Here is an 18,435-nt window from a genome sequence, read left to right as displayed (position 1 = left end):
CCATGGCGTCACGCCGTCCCCGGCCGGGCCGCGCCCTGGTCATTTTCTTCCTCGGTGTCGCCATCATCTACGGCTTGGTCGCCCTGGCCCAGAACTCCTCGGCGACCCCGTGGAAGCCGACCCTCGGACTGGACCTGCAGGGCGGCACGCGGATCACGCTGACCGCGGAGGAGGCGCCGAGCCAGGAGAACCTCGACGAGGCCCGCCGCATCATCGACCAGCGCGTCAACGGCTCCGGCGTCGCCGAGGCCGCGGTGACGACGCAGGGCGACAAGAACATCGTCGTCGAGGTCCCCGGCAAGGAGACCGACCGCGAGCAGCTCGAGGAGACCGTCAAGCGACAGGCCCAGCTGCGGTTCCGCTTGGTGGCCTGCGCTGACGGTCGCTCGAGCGACCCGTGCGCGCTCGCGGCGTCCGGCGGCGGGGGGCTCGGCCTGGGTCGCGCGCCGTTGACCCTTGCGGACGACGCCGAGCCGACCGCTCCCGCGACGGACACGGCCACCGACACCGCGACGGACACCGCCGCGGCGACCACGCCGACCGACGGCGCCACGCCGACCGACGGAGCAACGGACGGCGGGACGCCGGCCGAGGGGCCGGCCGCGGACGACAACGCCGAGTGGACAGCGGACGAGGCGATCGCGTGGATCTCGAGCCCCGACCAGGAGGCGATCGCCTCCTTCAGCAGCTACTACTGCGACGCAGGCGTCCTCTACTCGATCAACCCCGACGACCCGAGCTCGCCCGGCCAGCCGGCGAACCTCGCGGACGACCCCGACCAGCCGACCGTCGCCTGCTCGCAGCCCGACAAGGAGACCGGCGTCTCCACCAAGTACCTGCTGAGCGGCTCCGTCATCGAGGGCACCGAGCTCGACGACGCCAGTGCCCAGACCCCGCAGGGTGGCATCGGCTGGGTCGTCGCCATCGAAATGGGCAACGACAAGGACGAGGCGCGGCCCGAGGGCTCGCCCGGTGCGGCCGACGACTTCCGCACCATCTCCAGCCAGCTGGTGCAGTCCTCGGAGAGCAGCGAGCCGCAGCTCTTCGCGATCGTGCTCGACGGCCAGGTGCTCTCGGCCCCGCGCATGACGAGCATCATCAGTGACGGCCGCTCGCAGATCGAGGGTGACTTCACCGAGCAGGAAGCGCTCGACCTGGCCAACAGCCTGAAGTTCGGCGCGCTGCCGATCACCTTCAACGACGACCAGACCTCCGTGGAGGAGATCGGCCCCTCGCTCGCCGGCAACCAGCTGACCGTCGGCCTGACCGCTCTCGGCTTCGGCCTCGGGCTCGTCATGCTCTACTGCCTGCTCTACTACCGCGGCCTGGGCCTCGTCGTCGTGGCGTCGTTGCTGGTCGCGGCCGTGATCACCTACGGCATGGTGCTGCTGCTGAGCAAGGCGGCCGGCTTCACGCTGACCCTGCCCGGCATCGCGGGCCTGATCATCGCCGTGGGTGTCACCGCCGACTCGTTCATCATCTTCTTCGAGCGCATCCGCGACGAGATGCGTGAGGGCAAGTCGATGCGGGTGGCGGTCGAGACCGGCTGGGCCCGGGCGCGAGTCACCCGGGTGGCCGCCAACACGGTGCAGCTCCTGTCGGCCTTCATCCTCTACGTGTTCGCCACGGGCGCGGTGAAGGGCTTCGGCTTCGTGCTGGGCCTGACGACCCTCATCGACCTCGCCGTCCTGTTCTGGTTCACCAAGCCGGCCGTCTCGTGGTTGGCACAGTTCAAGGCGTTCAACTCGGGTCACCGGTTCTCGGGTCTCAGCAAGGAGACCCTCGGCATCGATGCGGCGCCGTCGCGATCGACCGTCTCGGCAGGAGGGGACGCCTGATGGGCAAGATGTCTCGTCTCGGCAACGACCTCTACCAGGGGCGTAGGTCGGTCGACTTCGTGGGCAACCCGTGGCGTTGGTATGCGATCTCGCTCGTGGTCATCGCACTCGCCGCTCTCGTGCTCTACGTCAAGCCGCTCAACATGGGCGTCGAGTTCACCGGGGGCACGACGTTCACCGTGTCCGTGGGCTCCGGGAATGCTGACCAGGACGCGGCGGACGAGCTGCGCGACGCCGTCGGCGAGTCCGACGCCGAGGTCGGCACGCCGCTGGTCACCACCGAGGGCGACCGGGCGCTGACCCTGACGACCGACGACCTGGACTCCGAGGGATCGTCCGCCGTCCGCGACGTGATCCTCGAGGTCTTCCCGGACATCAGCGACAGCGACATCTCCGAGCAGGACATCGGTCCGAGCTGGGGCGCGGAGGTGGCCAAGCAGGCACTGACCGGCATCGTGATCTTCCTCGTCGCCGTCGTGTTCTTCATCTGGGCCTACTTCCGCGAGTGGCGCATGTCCGTGGCGGCCCTGCTGGCACTGTTCCACGACATCGCGCTCGTCGTCGGCGTCTACGCCCTCTCCGGCTTCCAGGTGACACCGGCCGCGGTCACGGGTCTGCTGGCCATCCTCGGCTTCTCGCTCTATGACACCGTCGTCGTGTTCGACAAGGTCAAGGAGAACACCACCGTCCTCCGCAAGAACACGCAGTCCTACGCCGATGCGGCCAACCTGGCCGTCAACCAGACCCTGGTCCGTTCGATCAACACGGGCATCGTGGCGCTGATCCCGCTGGGGACCATCCTGTACTTCACCGGCGTCCAGCTCGGGGCGAGCTCGCTCAAGGACCTGGCCCTGGTCCAGTTCGTCGGCATGGCGGTCGGTGTCTACTCCTCCGTCGTGCTCGCGCCGCGCATCCTCGTGCACATGAAGATGCGCGAGACCGAGGTGCAGCTGCAGGCCCGGCGTGCCCGGGCGAAGCAGCGGGCGCTCGCCGACCGCTACGCCGCGGTCCCGGTGTTCAAGGACGAGGGCACCGCCGTCGGCCGCCCGGGGGCGGGCGGCGCCGACCTCGAGGACCCCGATGAGCTGCGCGACCTGGACGACCAGGACGAGCGACCCGCAAGCGGACCCGGCTCGGGCACGGTCACGTCGAAGGACCCCTTCGGCAAGGGCCGCACGGTGCCGCAGGCCAGCCGGCCGGTCACCGACGGCGGCAGCAGCGGTCGCAGCCAGCCCGTGCGCCAGGCCCGCTCCAAGCGCGGCAAGAAGTAGCCGAGGGATGGGCGACCCGGCGCAGATCGATCGGGCGGCGGACGCCCTGTCGCGGCTGGTCCGTGACATCCCGGACTTCCCCGAGCCCGGTGTGGTGTTCAAGGACATCACCCCGCTGCTCGCGGACCCGACGGGCTTCGCCGACGTGGTCGCAGGTCTCGCCTCCCCGGGGCGGGACCGCGACGGTCAGGTCGTCGTCGACAAGGTGATCGGCATGGAGGCACGCGGATTCATCCTCGCGGCTCCGGTCGCCCTGGCCTTGGGTGTCGGCTTCGTCCCTGTCCGCAAGGCCGGCAAGCTCCCGCACGCCACCTACGACGTCGCCTACGAGCTGGAGTACGGCGAAGCGGTGCTCGAGCTGCACCAGGACGCCCTGGCGCCCGGCGACCGGGTCCTGCTGGTCGACGACGTTCTCGCCACCGGCGGTACCGCCCGTGCCACCGCGGACCTGGTCGCCAGGTGCGGCGCGACCACCACGGGCTTCGCGGTGCTGATGGAGCTCGGCTTCCTCGATGGTCGTGCGGCGCTGGGCGACGTACCGCTGACTGCCCTCCTGACGGTGTAGCGCCCGCGACCGCGCCACTAGACTGGGCCAATGACCGAGGAGCGCACCGAGTCCCGCCCGATGGCGCCGGACGCGAGCGCCCCGGGGCCCTCGGCGACCGAGCCGGCTGGCGGCCGCAGCATGCGGGCCCGTCTGGCCCGGATGGGCACGCGGACGCAGGTCGCCAACCCGGTCCTCGATCCGCTCTTCCGTGCGGTGCGCGCCAACCATCCCAAGGCCGACGTCGCGCTCCTCGAGCGCGCCTACGTCACCGCGGAGCGGCTCCACGGCGATCAGATGCGCAAGAGTGGCGACCCCTACATCACCCATCCGCTGGCGGTGACGACCATCCTCGCCGGCATCGGCATGACCGAGCCGACGTTGGTGGCGGCGCTGCTGCACGACACGGTCGAGGACACGCCCTACACGCTCGAGGAGTGCCGCCGCGACTTCGGGGACGAGGTCGCGCAGCTCGTCGACGGCGTCACCAAGCTCGACAAGGTGGTCTACGGCGACAACGCCAAGGCCGAGACCATCCGCAAGATGATCGTGGCGATGTCGCGCGACATCCGGGTGCTGGTCATCAAGCTCGCCGACCGTCTCCACAACATGCGCACGCTGCGCTTCGTGCCACCCAAGAGCCAGGAGCGCACGGCCAAGGAGACCCTCGACATCTACGCGCCGCTGGCCCACCGCCTCGGCATGAACACGATCAAGTGGGAGCTGGAGGACCTTGCGTTCTCGACCCTCCACCCGAAGATCTACGACGAGATCGTCCGCCTCGTCGCCGAGCGTGCGCCGTCACGCGACTCGTTCCTCGCCGGCGTGATCTCCCAGGTCGAGAAGGACCTCCGCGAGGCGAAGATCAAGGCCACCGTCACCGGGCGACCCAAGCACTACTACTCGATCTACCAGAAGATGATCGTCGGCGGCCGCGAGTTCTCCGACATCTACGACCTGGTCGGCATCCGGATCCTCGTCGAGGAGGACCGCGACTGCTACGGCGTGCTCGGCGTGCTGCACTCCCGCTGGAACCCGGTCCTCGGCCGGTTCAAGGACTACGTCGCGATGCCGAAGTTCAACATGTACCAGTCGCTGCACACCACGGTGATCGGCCCCCAGGGCAAGCCGGTCGAGATGCAGATCCGGACCTTCGGCATGCACCGCCGGGCCGAGTACGGCGTGGCCGCCCACTGGAAGTACAAGGAGGACGGGCGCGCCGGGAGCGACGCGGGCAGCAAGGAGCGCGCCGGCGGTGGCCTGTCCGGGGACGACATGTCGTGGGTGCGTCAGCTCCTCGACTGGCAGAGCGAGGTCGAGGACCCGGGCGAGTTCCTGGAGTCGCTGCGGTTCGAGATCAACCAGACCGAGACCTACGTGTTCACGCCGCGGGGCGACGTGATCGCCCTGCCGTCCGGCTCGACGCCCGTCGACTTCGCCTACGCCGTCCACACCGAGGTGGGCAACCGGACCATCGGTGCTCGCGTCAACGGCCGGCTGGTGCCGCTCGAGTCGACGCTGGAGAACGGCGACGTGATCGAGATCTTCACGTCCAAGGCGGAAGGCGCGGGTCCCTCGCGGGACTGGCTCAACTTCGTGAAGTCGCCGCGCGCTCGCTCCAAGATCCGGCAGTGGTTCACGAAGGAGCGCCGCGAGGAGGCCATCGATCGCGGCAAGGACGAGATCGCCAAGCTGATGCGCAAGGAGGGCCTGCCCCTCAAGCGCCTCCTCACGCACGACTCCCTGAGCGTCGTCGCAGACGCCCTGCGGCTCGCCGATGTCTCGGCGCTCTATGCCGCCGTCGGCGAGGGCAATCTCGGTGCGCAGGCCGTCGTACGCCGGGTGATCGAGCTGCACGGCGGCGACCAGGGTGCCCAGGAGGACCTGGCCGAGGCCGTCACGATCACCGGTCGGTCCCGTCGTCCGCGGAGCCTGGCCGGGGGAGACGCAGGAGTCATCGTCACCGGGGCGCCCGACGTGTGGGTCAAGCTCGCCAAGTGCTGCACGCCGGTGCCGCCCGACACGATCCTCGGCTTCGTGACCAAGGGCGGCGGCGTGTCGGTCCACCGCCAGGACTGCACCAACGCCAAGGACCTGCTCTCGCAGCCCGAGAAGCTCGTCGACGTCGAGTGGGCCCCCACCGGACAGTCGACCTTCCTCGTCAACATCCAGGTCGAGGCGCTCGACCGCGCGCGGCTGCTCTCCGACATCACGATGGTGCTCTCAGACGCCCACGTGAACATCCTGTCGGCCAACCTGACGACGTCACGCGACCGCGTCGCCAAGTCGCGCTTCAGCTTCGAGATGGCCGACGCCAAGCACCTCGACACCGTCCTCAGCGTCGTCCGGTCGGTGCCCGGCGTCTTCGACGCCTACCGAGTGACCAGCTAGCTGAAGTCGGCGGACGCCCGCTTCGCCATCTCGAGCAGCGAGCGTTGTCCCTCGATGCTGGACTCCAGGTCGCGGACGCGCTTGTCGTCGCCGCGCGAGCGGGCACCCTCGAGCTTTGCCTCGGACTCGGCGATCGCGGCCTCGAGCTTGGAGACCATGTCGTCGGCGCGGGCGGACTTCTCCGGGTCGGAGCGACGCCACTGGTCGTCCTCGGCCTTGCGGATGGTCTGCTCGACCGCCCGCATCCGGCCCTCGAGGTCCTTGATCCGATCACGCGGGACCTTGCCGGCCTCGTCCCACTTGTCGGCGACGACACGGAAGGCGGCCTTGGCGGCGGCGATGTCGCCCGTCTCGGCCAGGGGAGCGAGGAGGGCCTCTGCCTCGACCAGGAGCTGCTGCTTGACCTCCGCGTTGGCGGCGAACTCGGAGTCGAGCGGGGCGTTGGCGGCGTCGCGGGCGCCGAAGAAGCGGTCCTGTGCACCTCTGAAGCGCTGCCAGAGCTTGTCGTCGACGGCCTTCGGTGCCGGTCCGGCGGCCTTCCAGTCCCGCATCAGGTCGCGGTAGCGGCCGGACGTCGGACCCCAGTCGGTCGAGTCGGCGAGCGCCTCGGCCTCCTTGACCAGACGCTCCTTCACGCCCCGGGCGCCCTCGCGGCGCTCGTCCTGCTCCGCGAAGTGAGCCTTGCGTGCCTTGGTGTAGGCCGAGCGAGCAGAGGAGAACCGCTTCCAGAGCTCGTCGTCGGCCGCCTTGTCGATGCGGGGGAGCTGCTTCCACTGGTCCAACAGCTCGCGCAGCCGGTTGGCGCCGTTGCGCCAGTCGCGGCCGGAGGCGATCTTCTCCGCCTCGGCGGCGAGCTGGGACTTCTGCTCGCGGGCCTCGGCGGAGCGCTGGGCCTTGGCCGCCTTGCGTGCGTCGCGCTGCGTGGCGATGACGGGGCCGAGCTCGTCGAGCTTCCCGGTGAGCACGGTCAGGTCACCGACCGCGTGCGCGTCGGCCAGCTGGTCACGGACCAGTCGGACCGACTGTGCGGCCTCTTCCGGCGAGAGCACACCCGTCAGCACCCGCCGGTGGAGCAGGTCCACCTCGAGTGCGAGGTTGTCATAGCGCTTCGTGTAGAAGGCCAGAGCTTCCTCGGGCGTCGCGTCGGGCATCTGCCCGACAGCGCGCTCGCCGTCGGCTGTCTTCACATAGACGGTGCCGTCGTCGCCGACGCGGCCCCAGTCGGAGGTAGTCACAATCGCCGATCCTAGTAGGCCCTGCCCGGCTGGGTTGCCCGCACGCCCCGCCCGATAGGCTGTGGTGGTGCTGATCGCCGCCTTTCCCGCCGGACCGTGGGGCACCAATTGCTATGTCGCGGCGACCGGCCCCGGCTCGGAGTGCGTGGTCATCGACCCGGGCAAGGACGCTGCACCGGGCGTCGCGGACGTGGTGCGGGAGCACCGGCTGAAGCCGGTCGCGGTGCTCCTGACGCACGGTCACATCGACCACATGTGGTCCGTGACCCCGGTCGCGGGCACCTACGACGCCACGGCGTGGATCCACCCGGGCGACCGGCACCTGCTCGCCGACCCGATGCAGGGGATGTCCCGCGAGACGGCCTCGATGCTGCTCGGCGGGAAGTACGAGTTCACGGAGCCCGACGACGTCGCGGAGCTGTCCGACGGTGCGGAGCTCGAGCTGGCTGGTCTGCGCCTCGTCGTCGACCACACGCCCGGCCACACGGCGGGTTCGGTGGCGTTCCGGGCGCCGTGGACGGGGGATGCCGGCGGTCCCGACATCTCCGAGGTGATGTTCTCGGGTGACCTGCTCTTCGCCGGCTCGATCGGACGCACCGACCTCCCCGGGGGCGACCACCCGACGATGCTCCGCTCACTGGAGACCAAGGTCCTGCCGCTGGCGGACGACATCGTGGTGTTGCCTGGCCATGGCGAGCAGACCTCGATCGGGCGCGAGCGCGCGACGAACCCCTTCCTCCTCGATCTCCTCCAGGGCGGTGACGCCGGCCGCGTCACGCGAGGGCTCTGATGGCCCGCATCGCGCCGCTCAGCGGCTTCCCCGAGCTGCTCCCTGCCCAGCGGTACGTCGAGCAGGAGGTGATCGCGACACTCGCGCGCACCTTCGAGCTGCACGGCTTCGCCAACATCGAGACCCGCGCCGTCGAGCCGATGGACCAGCTGCTCCGCAAGGGGGACACCTCCAAGGAGGTGTACGTCCTGCGCAGGCTCCAGGAGATCGACGGCGGCAAGGATGCCGGGATCGGCCTCCACTTCGACCTGACGGTGCCCTTCGCCCGCTACGTGCTGGAGAACGCCGGCAAGCTCGAGTTCCCGTTCCGCCGCTACCAGGTCCAGAAGGTCTGGCGCGGCGAGCGGCCGCAGGAGGGTCGGTTCCGCGAGTTCACCCAGGCCGACATCGACATCGTCGGACGCGACGACCTGCCGTTCCACCACGACGTCGAGGTCGCCCGCGTCATGCTCGAGGCCCTCGCCCGGCTGACCTTCCTGCCGGGCTTCCGCCTCCAGGTCAACAACCGCAAGCTGATCCAGGGCTTCTATGCCGGGCTCGGCGTCACGGGCGACGCCATCGACGAGGTCATGCGCCTGGTCGACAAGCTCGACAAGCTCGACCCGGCCACGGTGCGGCAGCTGCTGCTCGACGAGGCCGGCGTCAGCGAGGAGCAGGCCGACAAGGCGCTCGCGCTCGCGACCATCCGCACAACCGACGACACCTTCGTCGAGCAGGTGCGCGCGCTCGACGTGACGCACGAGCTCCTCGACGAGGGCCTGGATGAGCTCGCGACCCTCGTGCGCGCCTGCGGACCGCTCGCGACGGACACCGTCCGGATCGAGGCGGACCTGTCGATCGCACGCGGCCTCGACTACTACACGGGCACGGTCTTCGAGACGCGGCTCGACGGCTTCGAGTCGCTGGGGTCGATCTGCTCCGGTGGCCGGTACGACGCCCTCGCGTCCGACGGCCGCACGACATACCCCGGGGTGGGGATCTCACTCGGTGTCAGCCGGGTGCTGGTCCCGCTCGTACAGCGCGGCGTCCTCAGCGCCGACCGCTCGGTGCCGAGCGTGGTGCTCGTAGCGGTCGCCGACGAGGACACCCGCTTTGAGGCGGACGCCGTCGCCACCTCGCTGCGTGCTAACGGCATCCCGTGCGAGGTCGCTCCCAGCGCGGCGAAGTTCGGCAAGCAGATCCGCCATGCCGAGCGCCGTGGGATTCCCTACGTCTGGTTCGGCAGCGAGGTCAAGGACATCCGCTCCGGAAACCAGGTCGCCGCTGACCCGGCGACATGGCAGCCTCCCACTGAGGACCTGCGTCCGCAGGTCGTCATCACCAGCAACGACACCGAAACCACCGAAGGGAAATCCTCGTGATCCGCACCCATGGCTCCGGCACCCTCCGTGCCGAGCACGTCGGCCAGACCGTCACCCTCACCGGGTGGGTGGCCAACCGGCGCGATCACGGTGGCGTGGCGTTCATCGACCTGCGTGACGCCAGCGGCGTCGTCCAGGTCGTCATCCGCGACGAGACGGTTGCCCACTCGTTGCGTGCCGAGTTCTGCCTCAAGGTCGTCGGCGAGGTCATCGCACGCCTCGAGGGCAACGCCAACCCCAACCTCCCGACGGGCGAGATCGAGGTCGTCGCGTCCGAGGTCGAGGTGCTCAGCGCCGCGGCCCCGCTCCCGTTCCCGATCAGTGACCACGTCGACGTGGGGGAGGAGGTGCGGCTCAAGCACCGTTACCTCGACCTGCGCCGCACCGCCCCCGGCAACGCGCTGCGCCTGCGCAGCCAGGTCAACAAGGCGGCCCGCGACGTGCTCGCGGCGCACGACTTCATCGAGGTCGAGACGCCGACCCTGACCCGCAGCACGCCGGAGGGCGCGCGCGACTTCCTCGTGCCGGCCCGGCTGCAGCCCGGAAGCTGGTACGCCCTGCCGCAGAGCCCGCAGCTCTTCAAGCAGCTGCTGATGGTCGCCGGGCTGGAGCGCTACTACCAGATCGCTCGGTGCTATCGCGACGAGGACTTCCGCGCCGACCGCCAGCCCGAGTTCACCCAGCTCGACATCGAGATGAGCTTCGTGACCCAGGACGACGTCATCGCCCTGGGTGAGGAGATCGCGGCGGCGCTGTGGCGCCTGATCGGCGTCGAGCTGCCGGTGCCCTTCCCGCGGATGACGTACGCCGAGGCCATGGCGCGGTTCGGCTCGGACAAGCCCGACCTCCGGATGGGCCAGGAGCTCGTCGACTGCACCGACTACTTCAAGGACACGCCCTTCCGCGTGTTCCAGGCGCCCTACGTGGGCGCCGTCGTGATGCCGGGCGGCGCGGGTCAGCCGCGCAAGCAGCTCGACGCGTGGCAGGAGTGGGCCAAGCAGCGCGGCGCCCGTGGCCTCGCCTATGTCCTGATCCAGGAGGACGGCGAGCTCACCGGCCCGGTGGCCAAGAACATCACCGACGAGGAGAAGGCCGGGCTGGCTGCCCACGTCGGCGCCCAGCCGGGCGACTGTGTCTTCTTCGGCGCCGGCGCCGTCAAGTCCAGTCGCGCGCTCCTCGGTGCCGCGCGCCTCGAGATCGGTCGCCGCACCGGCCTGCTCGACGAGGAGGCCTGGAGCTTCCTGTGGGTGGTCGACGCCCCGCTCTTCGAGCCGGCCGACGACGCGACCGCCGCGGGTGACGTCGCCGTCGGCGCCGGCGCGTGGACGGCAGTGCACCACGCGTTCACGAGCCCGCAGGACCTCGAGTCCTTCGACAGTGACCCCGGCAACGCTCTGGCCTGGGCCTACGACATGGTCTGCAACGGCAACGAGATCGGTGGCGGCTCGATCCGTATCCACCGTGAGGACATCCAGAAGCGCGTCTTCGAGGTGATGGGGATCGCCGAGGCCGAGGCCGAGGAGAAGTTCGGATTCCTCCTCGAGGCGTTCAAGTACGGCGCCCCGCCGCACGGCGGCATCGCGTTCGGGTGGGACCGGGTCACCGCCCTCCTCGCCGGCACCGACTCGATCCGTGACGTCATCGCCTTCCCCAAGACCGGTGGCGGCTACGACCCGCTGACCGCTGCTCCTGCGCCCATCACGCCCGAGCAGCGGAAGGAAGCCGGTGTGGATGCCGCTCCGGCGGAGAAAAGCGACTCCTGAGGGGCGCGTCCCCGGACGTCTTGCGCAGGGTCGAGACCAGATCGTTATCGGTCGGTGATCGTTCCGGTGACCTCGAGGGCCTAGGTTCGCTGCGGGTGGCGCGTGTGGCGCCTTGAACCTTTCTCGAGGAGGAGTTTCATGCGAGTGACAACTCGTGCAGTGGCCCTTCTGGGCGCATCAGTCATGGCGCTCGGTCTGTCGGCCTGTGGCAGTGACGACGGGTCGGGGGACAGCGAGAACGCGCTCACGGTCCGCGGCTGCAACCCGGAGAACCCGCTGGTGACCATCAACACCGCGGAGACCTGTGGCGGCGACATCCTGGATGTCACGACGGCCAAGCTCATCGACTACGACCTCGAGACGGGTGAGCCGGTCAACGACATCCTCGAGAGCTTCGAGACGACCGACAACATCAACTTCACGGTCAAGATCAAGCAGGGCTACATGTTCTCGGACGGCACCGAGGTCAAGTCGAAGAACTTCGTCGACGCCTGGAACTACGCCGCCTACCAACCGAACGCGCAGGCCTCGTCCTACTTCTTCGGCGCTGCTGCCATCGACGGCTACGCCGACGTGCAGTGCGTCGAGACCGACGACGCCGGTGCGTGCACCAAGGACCCCGCGGCCGAGACCATGAGCGGTCTGGCTGTCGTCGACGACTACACGTTCACGATCAAGACCAGCCAGGAGGTCTCCAACCTGCTGGTGCGCCTGGGCTACACCGCCTTCGCGCCGCTCCCGGACGTCTTCTTCGAGGACCCGGAGGCCTTCGGTGACAAGCCGGTCGGCGCCGGTCCCTACTACGTCGACTCGTGGGACAAGACCAAGCAGATCGTGGTCAAGAAGAACCCGGAGTACTCCGGCGACTTCCCCGGCAACGTCGACCAGATCACCTTCAAGATCTACAACGACGACACCGCGGCCTACAAGGACGTCGTCAGCGGCAAGCTCGACGTGATCAACCAGGTCCCGACGACGGAGCTCCCGAACTACAAGAGCGACCTCGACGGCCGCAACAACGAGCGTGACATGGGTGGCATCCAGACGGTCGCCTTCGACCCGCAGGGCGCCGACGCGGCGGCTGCGCTCGCCAAGCCGGAGGTCCGTCAGGCCATCTCCATGGCCATCGACCGGCAGACGATCGTCGACACGATCTTCTTCGGCACCCGCCAGCCGGCCACCGGCTGGGTCTCCCCGGTCGTCGACGGCTACAAGGCCGGCGCCTGCGGCGAGTTCTGTGAGTACGACCCCGAGGGTGCCAAGGCGCTCCTCGAGGAGGCCGGCGGCTTCGACGGCGCGCTCGGCCTCTACGTCAACGGCGACGCCGACCACAAGCCGTGGGCCGACGCGACCTGCAACTCGATCCGCCAGACCCTGGAGATCGAGTGCACCACCGAGGTGACGAAGGACTTCGACCAGCTGAACCTCTACAAGGAGCAGAACAAGGTCTCGTTCTTCCGCGCCGGCTGGCAGATGGACTACCCGTCGATCGAGAACTTCCTCGCCCCGCTCTATGGCACGGGTGCGGACTCGAACGAGTACTCCTACTCCAACCCGGAGTTCGACGCGAAGCTGTCGGAGGCCGCTGCGGCGACCGACCCGGAGCAGGCCAACGCCCTCTACCAGGAGGCCGAGCTCATGCTGGCCGCCGACATGCCGGTCATCCCGACCTGGTACCCGTCGGTCCAGATCGGCTGGTCGGACCGTGTCGAGAACGTCGACATCGACCCGTTCGGTGTCCCGGACTACGCCGGCATCACCCTGAAGTGATCACGGGCTGCGTGCCGGCCGCTCCGAGCGGCCGGCACGCAGCACTGCACGCGACTGCGCGGGGCGGGCGTCGCTGACGCCTGCCCTGCGGGGCGGACCCCGGACTTGGAGGATTCGTGGGGAAGTACATAGTGCGGCGCCTGCTGCAGATGATCCCGGTGGCTCTCGGGGCGACGTTCCTGATCTATGCCATGGTGTTCTCGCTGCCGGGCGACCCGACGACAGGCAAGTGCGGCGAGCGGAACTGCCCGCCGGAGTTCGTCGCGGCGTTCAACGAGAAGTACAACCTCGATGACCCGCTGCTGGTGCAGTACGGCAAGTACATGGGCAACGTCCTCCAGGGCGACCTCGGTGAGGCCCAGAGCGGCCTGCCCGTCAGCGAGGAGCTCTCCGAGCGCTACGTCATCACCTTCAAGCTCGGTGGGATGGCGCTCGCGATCGAGGCGGTGATCGGCATCCTGGCGGGCATCGTGGCGGGACTGCGCAAGGGAGGCTTCCTGGATGCGCTGGTGCTGGTGAGCACGCTGTTCGTCATCTCGATACCGGTGTTCGTCATCGGCAACGTCTCCCAGCTGTTCTTCGGCATCGAGCTGGGCTGGTTCCCGGTGACGGTGCCCTTCGAACCCTCCCTGTTCGACCTGTTCATGCCGGCGATGGTGCTCGCCTCCGCATCCGTCGCCTACCTCGCACGCCTGATGCGCAGCTCGATGGCGGAGAACCTCCGCTCCGACTACGTCCGCACGGCCAACGCCAAGGGCCTGGGGCCCTCCCGCGTGGTGGGGGTGCACACGCTGCGCAACTCGATGATCCCCGTCGTGACGTTTCTCGGCTACGACTTCGGCGCGCTGCTCGGTGGCGCGATCATCACCGAGGGCATCTTCAACATCTACGGCGTCGGCGGCTACATCTTCCAGGGCATCTCCGACCAGGACGGCATCGCCGTCGTCAGCTCGGTGACGGTGCTCGTCGTGATCTACCTGCTGATGAACCTGCTCGCGGACGTGCTCTACGGCGTCCTGGACCCGAGGATCAGCCATGACTGACTTCTCCCACCACGAGCCCGGCGCCTCCGGCGCCGCAGCCGAGTCCGGTGTGCCACTCGGCTCGCTGTCGACCGGACCGGTCGAGCCGGACGGTGGAGCGGCCGCGCCGGCACGCTCCCCGGGTGCCGAGGCCTGGCGTGAGCTGCGCAGGAAGCCGATGTTCTGGATCTCCGCGACGGTGATCTTCGTGTTCCTGCTGATGGCGGTGTGGCCGAGCCTGTTCACCGACATCGGCCCGCGCGACGCCGTACTCGCCGATCGATGGGCGAAGCCCTCGGCGGAGCACTGGTTCGGCCGCGACCTGCAGGGCTACGACCTCTACACGCGCTGCATCTACGGCGCGCGGGCGTCGATCCTGGTCGGTCTCCTGACGGCGACGCTGACCGCGCTGGTCGGCGGTTTCCTCGGACTGATCGCCGGCTACATGGGCGGCATCACCGACACCTTGTTGAGCCGGCTGGCCGAGGTCTTCTTCGCGATCCCGCTGCTGCTCGGCGCGATCATCTTCCTGTTCTCGTTCAGCCAGCCCAATGACGGATTCTTCAAGACCGTGATGTCGATCGTGCTGATCCTGGTGATCCTCGGCTGGCCGAGCGTGTTCCGGTTGATGCGGTCCTCGGTGCTCCAGGTCAAGCCCAACGACTACGTGCAGGCGGCGCGGGCCCTCGGCGGCTCTCCGCTGCGGATCGCCTTCCGTCACATCCTGCCGAACGCGATCGGACCGGTGATCGTGGTGAGCACGATCAACCTGGGCGTCTACATCGCCTCCGAGGCGGCGCTGTCGTTCCTCGGCATCGGCCTGCAGGACCCGACCGTGTCGTGGGGTCAGATGATCGACGAGGGCAGCGAGCAGATCCGCAATGCACCGCACACGTTGCTGTTCCCGGCAGGGTTCCTGAGCGCAGCCGTCCTCGGCTTCATCATGCTCGGCGACACGATCCGTGACGCCTTCGACCCCAAGTCCCGATGAGAGGGCGGACGACCACATGACGAGCCTCGACAAGTCCACCGACGTGGCCACGTTGGGTCACGGCGATGCGCCCCTGCTGGAGGTCGACGACCTCTATGTCGAGTTCCACACCCGCGACGGGATCGCCAAGGCGATCAACGGCGTCAGCTTCCATCTCGAGGCCGGGGAGACGCTGGCCGTGCTCGGCGAGTCCGGCTCGGGCAAGTCCGTGACGGCGCAGGCCATCATGGGCATCCTCGACATGCCGCCCGCTGTCGTCCCGCGGGGAGCGGTCCGCTACGCCGGCCGCGACCTGCTCACGATGTCGCCGAAGGAACGCCGCAAGATCCGTGGCCCCGAGATCTCGATGATCTTCCAGGACGCGCTCTCCGCCCTCAACCCGGTCTTCCCCGTCGGCTGGCAGATCGCCGAGATGTTCCGCGTCCACAAGGGCATGAACCGGCGCGACGCCCAGGCCGAGGCGATCCGGCTGATGGAGCGAGTGCAGATCCCCGCCGCCAAGGACCGCGTTCGCTCCTACCCGCACCAGTTCTCGGGGGGCATGCGCCAGCGCATCATGATCGCGATGGCGATCGCCCTGAACCCACGGATCCTGATCGCCGACGAGCCCACGACGGCACTCGACGTCACCGTGCAGGCGCAGATCATGGCCCTGCTGCAGGAGATCCAGGAGGAGAGCGGGATGGGGTTGATCCTCATCACGCACGACCTCGGCGTGGTCGCCGACGTCGCGGACCGCATCGCGGTCATGTACGCCGGCCGCATCGTCGAGTCCGCCGACGTACTGCCGCTCTATGCCGATCCCGCCCATCCCTACACCGAGGGCCTGCTCGCCTCGATCCCGCAGCTGGAGCAGAAGGGCAAGGAGCTCTACGCCATCAAGGGCCTGCCGCCGAGCCTGTTGCGGATGCCGGACGGCTGCAAGTTCAACCCTCGGTGCTCGCGGGCCCAGGACATCTGTCGCACCGACGATCCGGAGCTGCGCGAGGTCGTTCCCGGGCGTTGGTCACGTTGCCACTTCGCAGAGGAGGTGCTCGGTGACTGAGGCCATCCTCCGTGCCGAGGGACTGAAGAAGTACTACCCGATCAAGGACGGCGTGATCCGTCGCACGGTCGGGCACGTCAAGGCGGTCGACGGGGTCTCCTTCGAGCTGAACGCGGGCGAGACCCTCGGCATCGTCGGTGAGTCCGGGTGTGGCAAGTCCACCCTCGGTCGCCTGCTGATGCGCCTCGAGGAGCCGACCGAGGGGAGCGTCTTCTTCGAGGGCAAGGACATGTTCCAGACCAGCCGCAGCGAGATGAGGCGGCTGCGGCGCGAGATCCAGATCGTCTTCCAGGACCCCTACACCTCGCTCAACCCCCGCAAGACCGTCGGCGCCATCATCGGTGAGCCGTTCGACATCCACAGCGACGTCAAGCCCGAGGGCGGACGCAAGCGACGGGTGCAGGAGCTGATGGAGATGGTCGGGCTCAGCCCCGAGCACATCAACCGCTACCCCCACCAGTTCTCCGGTGGGCAGCGTCAGCGCATCGGCATCGCCCGCGGCATCGCGCTCAACCCGAAGGTGCTCGTGTGTGACGAGCCCGTGTCCGCACTGGACGTGTCGGTGCAGGCGCAGGTCATCAACGTGCTCGAGAAGCTGCAGGACGAGCTCGGACTCGCCTACGTGTTCATCGCCCACGACCTCGCGGTCGTCCGCCACATCTCCGACCGCGTCGCGGTGATGTACCTCGGCAAGATCGCGGAGATCGGCACCGACGCCGAGATCTACGAGCGCTCGACGCACCCCTACACCCGGGCGCTGCTCTCCGCCGTGCCGGTGCCGGACCCGACGCTGCGGGGCGAGCGCAACCAGATCACGTTGACCGGGGACGTCCCGTCGCCGGCCAACCCGCCGACCGGCTGCCGCTTCCACACGCGCTGCTGGCGCGCGGAGCAGCTGTGCATGACGGAGGAGCCGCAGCTGATCAGTCGCGCCGACATCGGCGGCATGCACGAGTCTGCCTGCCACTTCGTCGAGGACGTGATGATCAGCAACAGCCGCAGCTGATCGGTGCCCTTCGGTGTCGTCGCCGGGTCTGGATAGGCTCGGCGACGTGGAGGGCCTGTTCGAGATCGGCGACGACGCGCCGCGGGCGAGCGGTGGATCGCTGAGCGACGCGGTGCATGCGGCCGCGCCCCTCGCCGTACGGATGCGCCCCCGCGACCTCGACGAGCTGGTCGGCCAGGAGCACCTCCGCAAGCCGGGCTCGCCCCTGCGTCAGCTGGTCGAGGGCGACCGGCCGCTCTCGCTGCTGCTGTGGGGTCCGCCCGGCACGGGCAAGACCACCATCGCCTCCATCATCAGCCAGCAGACCGGCCGTCGCTTCGTGGAGGTCTCGGCGGTGTCCGCCGGGGTCAAGGAGGTCCGCGCCGCCATCGACGGTGCCCGGCGGGAGCTCGTGGCCACCGGCCGGGAGACGGTGCTGTTCGTCGACGAGGTCCACCGGTTCAGCAAGGCGCAGCAGGACGCGCTGCTGCCCGGAGTGGAGAACCGGTGGGTGACCCTGGTCGCGGCGACCACCGAGAACCCGTCCTTCAGCGTGATCTCGCCCTTGCTCTCCCGCAGCCTGCTGCTGCGTCTCGAGTCGTTGACCGACGCCGACATCGCCGGCGTTCTCGACCGTGCCGTCTCCGACGAGCGGGGCCTGGCAGGTGAGCTCGAGCTCGACGACGAGGCCCGCGAGCACCTCGTCCGGCTGGCCGGCGGCGACGCCCGGCGCTCCCTGACCTATCTGGAGGCTGCGGCTGGCGCGGCCCGCTCGCGGGGACTCGACCGCATCGACGTCGCCACCGCTGAGACGGCAGCCGACCAGGCCGCCGTGCGCTACGACCGCGACGGCGACCAGCACTACGACGTGGTCAGCGCGTTCATCAAGTCGGTGCGCGGCTCCGACGCCGACGCTGCGCTGCACTACCTGGCCCGGATGCTGGAGGCCGGGGAGGATCCCCGGTTCATCGCCCGGCGGCTGATGATCCTCGCCAGCGAGGACATCGGCCTCGCCGACCCGGCGGCGCTGCCGACGGCCGTCGCCGCGGCCCAGACCGTGCAGCTGATCGGGATGCCCGAGGCACAACTGACGCTCGCGCACGCGACCGTTGCGCTCGCCGTCGCGGCGAAGTCGAACGCCGTGACGACGGCGATCGGCGAGGCGGTCGCCGACGTCCGCGCCGGCAGGATCGGAGCCGTGCCGCCACACCTCCGTGACGCGCACTACGCCGGTGCCAAGAAGCTCGGTCACGGCGCGGGCTACGTCTACAGCCACGACGCTCCCTTCGGCGTGGCCGAGCAACAGTACGCACCGGACGTCGTGAGTGAAGCGTCCTACTACCGGCCGACCGACCACGGTGCCGAGGCAGCTGTGAAGCAACGGTGGGAGCGGGTCCGCCGCATCATCCGGGGCAAGTAGGCTTGCGTC

The 18,435-nt window shown here is 69.1% G+C and carries 14 protein-coding genes; 13 read left to right on the top strand and 1 reads right to left on the bottom strand.

The genetic code is table 11. The annotated features are described in order from the left end of the window. Positions 1–2: 2 nt before the first annotated feature. Genes secD through E9934_RS10305 form a run of 4 tightly spaced genes read left to right on the top strand, consistent with a single transcriptional unit; the run spans position 3 to position 6,044 of the window. Positions 3–1,838 carry a protein translocase subunit SecD gene (gene secD / locus E9934_RS10320; protein WP_136562812.1) on the top strand — a complete coding sequence of 612 codons (1,836 nt, stop codon included), beginning with the start codon at positions 3–5 and terminating at the stop codon, positions 1,836–1,838. After that, entirely contained in the window at positions 1,838–3,109 is a 1,272-nt protein-coding gene (secF, locus tag E9934_RS10315; RefSeq protein ID WP_136562811.1) for a protein translocase subunit SecF, read from the top strand. Before secD ends, secF begins: the two co-directional genes overlap by 1 nt. A gap of 7 nt (positions 3,110–3,116) precedes the next feature. Continuing rightward, on the top strand, positions 3,117–3,674 hold the full coding sequence (locus tag E9934_RS10310; protein ID WP_136562810.1) for an adenine phosphoribosyltransferase: 558 nt from the start codon (positions 3,117–3,119) through the stop codon (positions 3,672–3,674). A 30-nt stretch (positions 3,675–3,704) separates the two neighbouring features. Further along, positions 3,705–6,044 (top strand): RelA/SpoT family protein, encoded by a 2,340-nt coding sequence (locus E9934_RS10305; protein ID WP_136562809.1) that lies wholly within the window; start codon positions 3,705–3,707, stop codon positions 6,042–6,044. Here E9934_RS10305 and E9934_RS10300 read toward each other — a convergent pair. Beyond that, entirely contained in the window at positions 6,041–7,279 is a 1,239-nt protein-coding gene (locus E9934_RS10300) for a DUF349 domain-containing protein (RefSeq protein ID WP_136562808.1), read from the bottom strand. The genes E9934_RS10305 and E9934_RS10300 overlap by 4 nt on opposite strands. A 67-nt stretch (positions 7,280–7,346) precedes the next feature. Between E9934_RS10300 and E9934_RS10295 the strand changes: the two genes are divergently transcribed. From E9934_RS10295 to E9934_RS10255, 9 genes are all read left to right on the top strand, one after another. Then, on the top strand, positions 7,347–8,069 hold the full coding sequence (locus E9934_RS10295) for an MBL fold metallo-hydrolase (RefSeq protein ID WP_136562807.1): 723 nt from the start codon (positions 7,347–7,349) through the stop codon (positions 8,067–8,069). After that, entirely contained in the window at positions 8,069–9,430 is a 1,362-nt protein-coding gene (gene hisS, locus E9934_RS10290) for a histidine--tRNA ligase (RefSeq protein ID WP_136562806.1), read from the top strand. The genes E9934_RS10295 and hisS overlap by 1 nt, the downstream gene beginning before the upstream one ends. Beyond that, positions 9,427–11,193 carry an aspartate--tRNA ligase gene (gene aspS / locus E9934_RS10285; protein ID WP_136562805.1) on the top strand — a complete coding sequence of 589 codons (1,767 nt, stop codon included), beginning with the start codon at positions 9,427–9,429 and terminating at the stop codon, positions 11,191–11,193. Before hisS ends, aspS begins: the two co-directional genes overlap by 4 nt. 138 nt (positions 11,194–11,331) lie before the next feature. Beyond that, positions 11,332–12,963 carry a peptide ABC transporter substrate-binding protein gene (locus E9934_RS10280; protein ID WP_136562804.1) on the top strand — a complete coding sequence of 544 codons (1,632 nt, stop codon included), beginning with the start codon at positions 11,332–11,334 and terminating at the stop codon, positions 12,961–12,963. Positions 12,964–13,079: 116 nt separating this feature from the next. Next, positions 13,080–14,006, top strand: a complete 927-nt coding sequence (locus E9934_RS10275; protein WP_136562803.1) for an ABC transporter permease — start codon at positions 13,080–13,082, stop codon at positions 14,004–14,006. Then, complete coding sequence (locus E9934_RS10270; RefSeq protein WP_136562802.1) at positions 13,999–14,976, top strand: ABC transporter permease; 978 nt, start codon at positions 13,999–14,001, stop codon at positions 14,974–14,976. The genes E9934_RS10275 and E9934_RS10270 overlap by 8 nt, the downstream gene beginning before the upstream one ends. A gap of 16 nt (positions 14,977–14,992) precedes the next feature. Next, positions 14,993–16,021, top strand: a complete 1,029-nt coding sequence (locus tag E9934_RS20045; protein WP_136562801.1) for an ABC transporter ATP-binding protein — start codon at positions 14,993–14,995, stop codon at positions 16,019–16,021. Beyond that, positions 16,014–17,027, top strand: a complete 1,014-nt coding sequence (locus E9934_RS10260; protein WP_136562800.1) for an ABC transporter ATP-binding protein — start codon at positions 16,014–16,016, stop codon at positions 17,025–17,027. Before E9934_RS20045 ends, E9934_RS10260 begins: the two co-directional genes overlap by 8 nt. A gap of 46 nt (positions 17,028–17,073) precedes the next feature. Beyond that, positions 17,074–18,426 (top strand): replication-associated recombination protein A, encoded by a 1,353-nt coding sequence (locus E9934_RS10255; protein WP_202977262.1) that lies wholly within the window; start codon positions 17,074–17,076, stop codon positions 18,424–18,426. Positions 18,427–18,435: the final 9 nt, after the last annotated feature.

The organism is Nocardioides caeni (assembly GCF_004912195.1).
Classification (GTDB): domain Bacteria; phylum Actinomycetota; class Actinomycetes; order Propionibacteriales; family Nocardioidaceae; genus Nocardioides; species Nocardioides caeni.
Note: the sequence above shows the minus strand (reverse complement) of the source record. Positions and strands in the feature narration are given on the sequence as shown.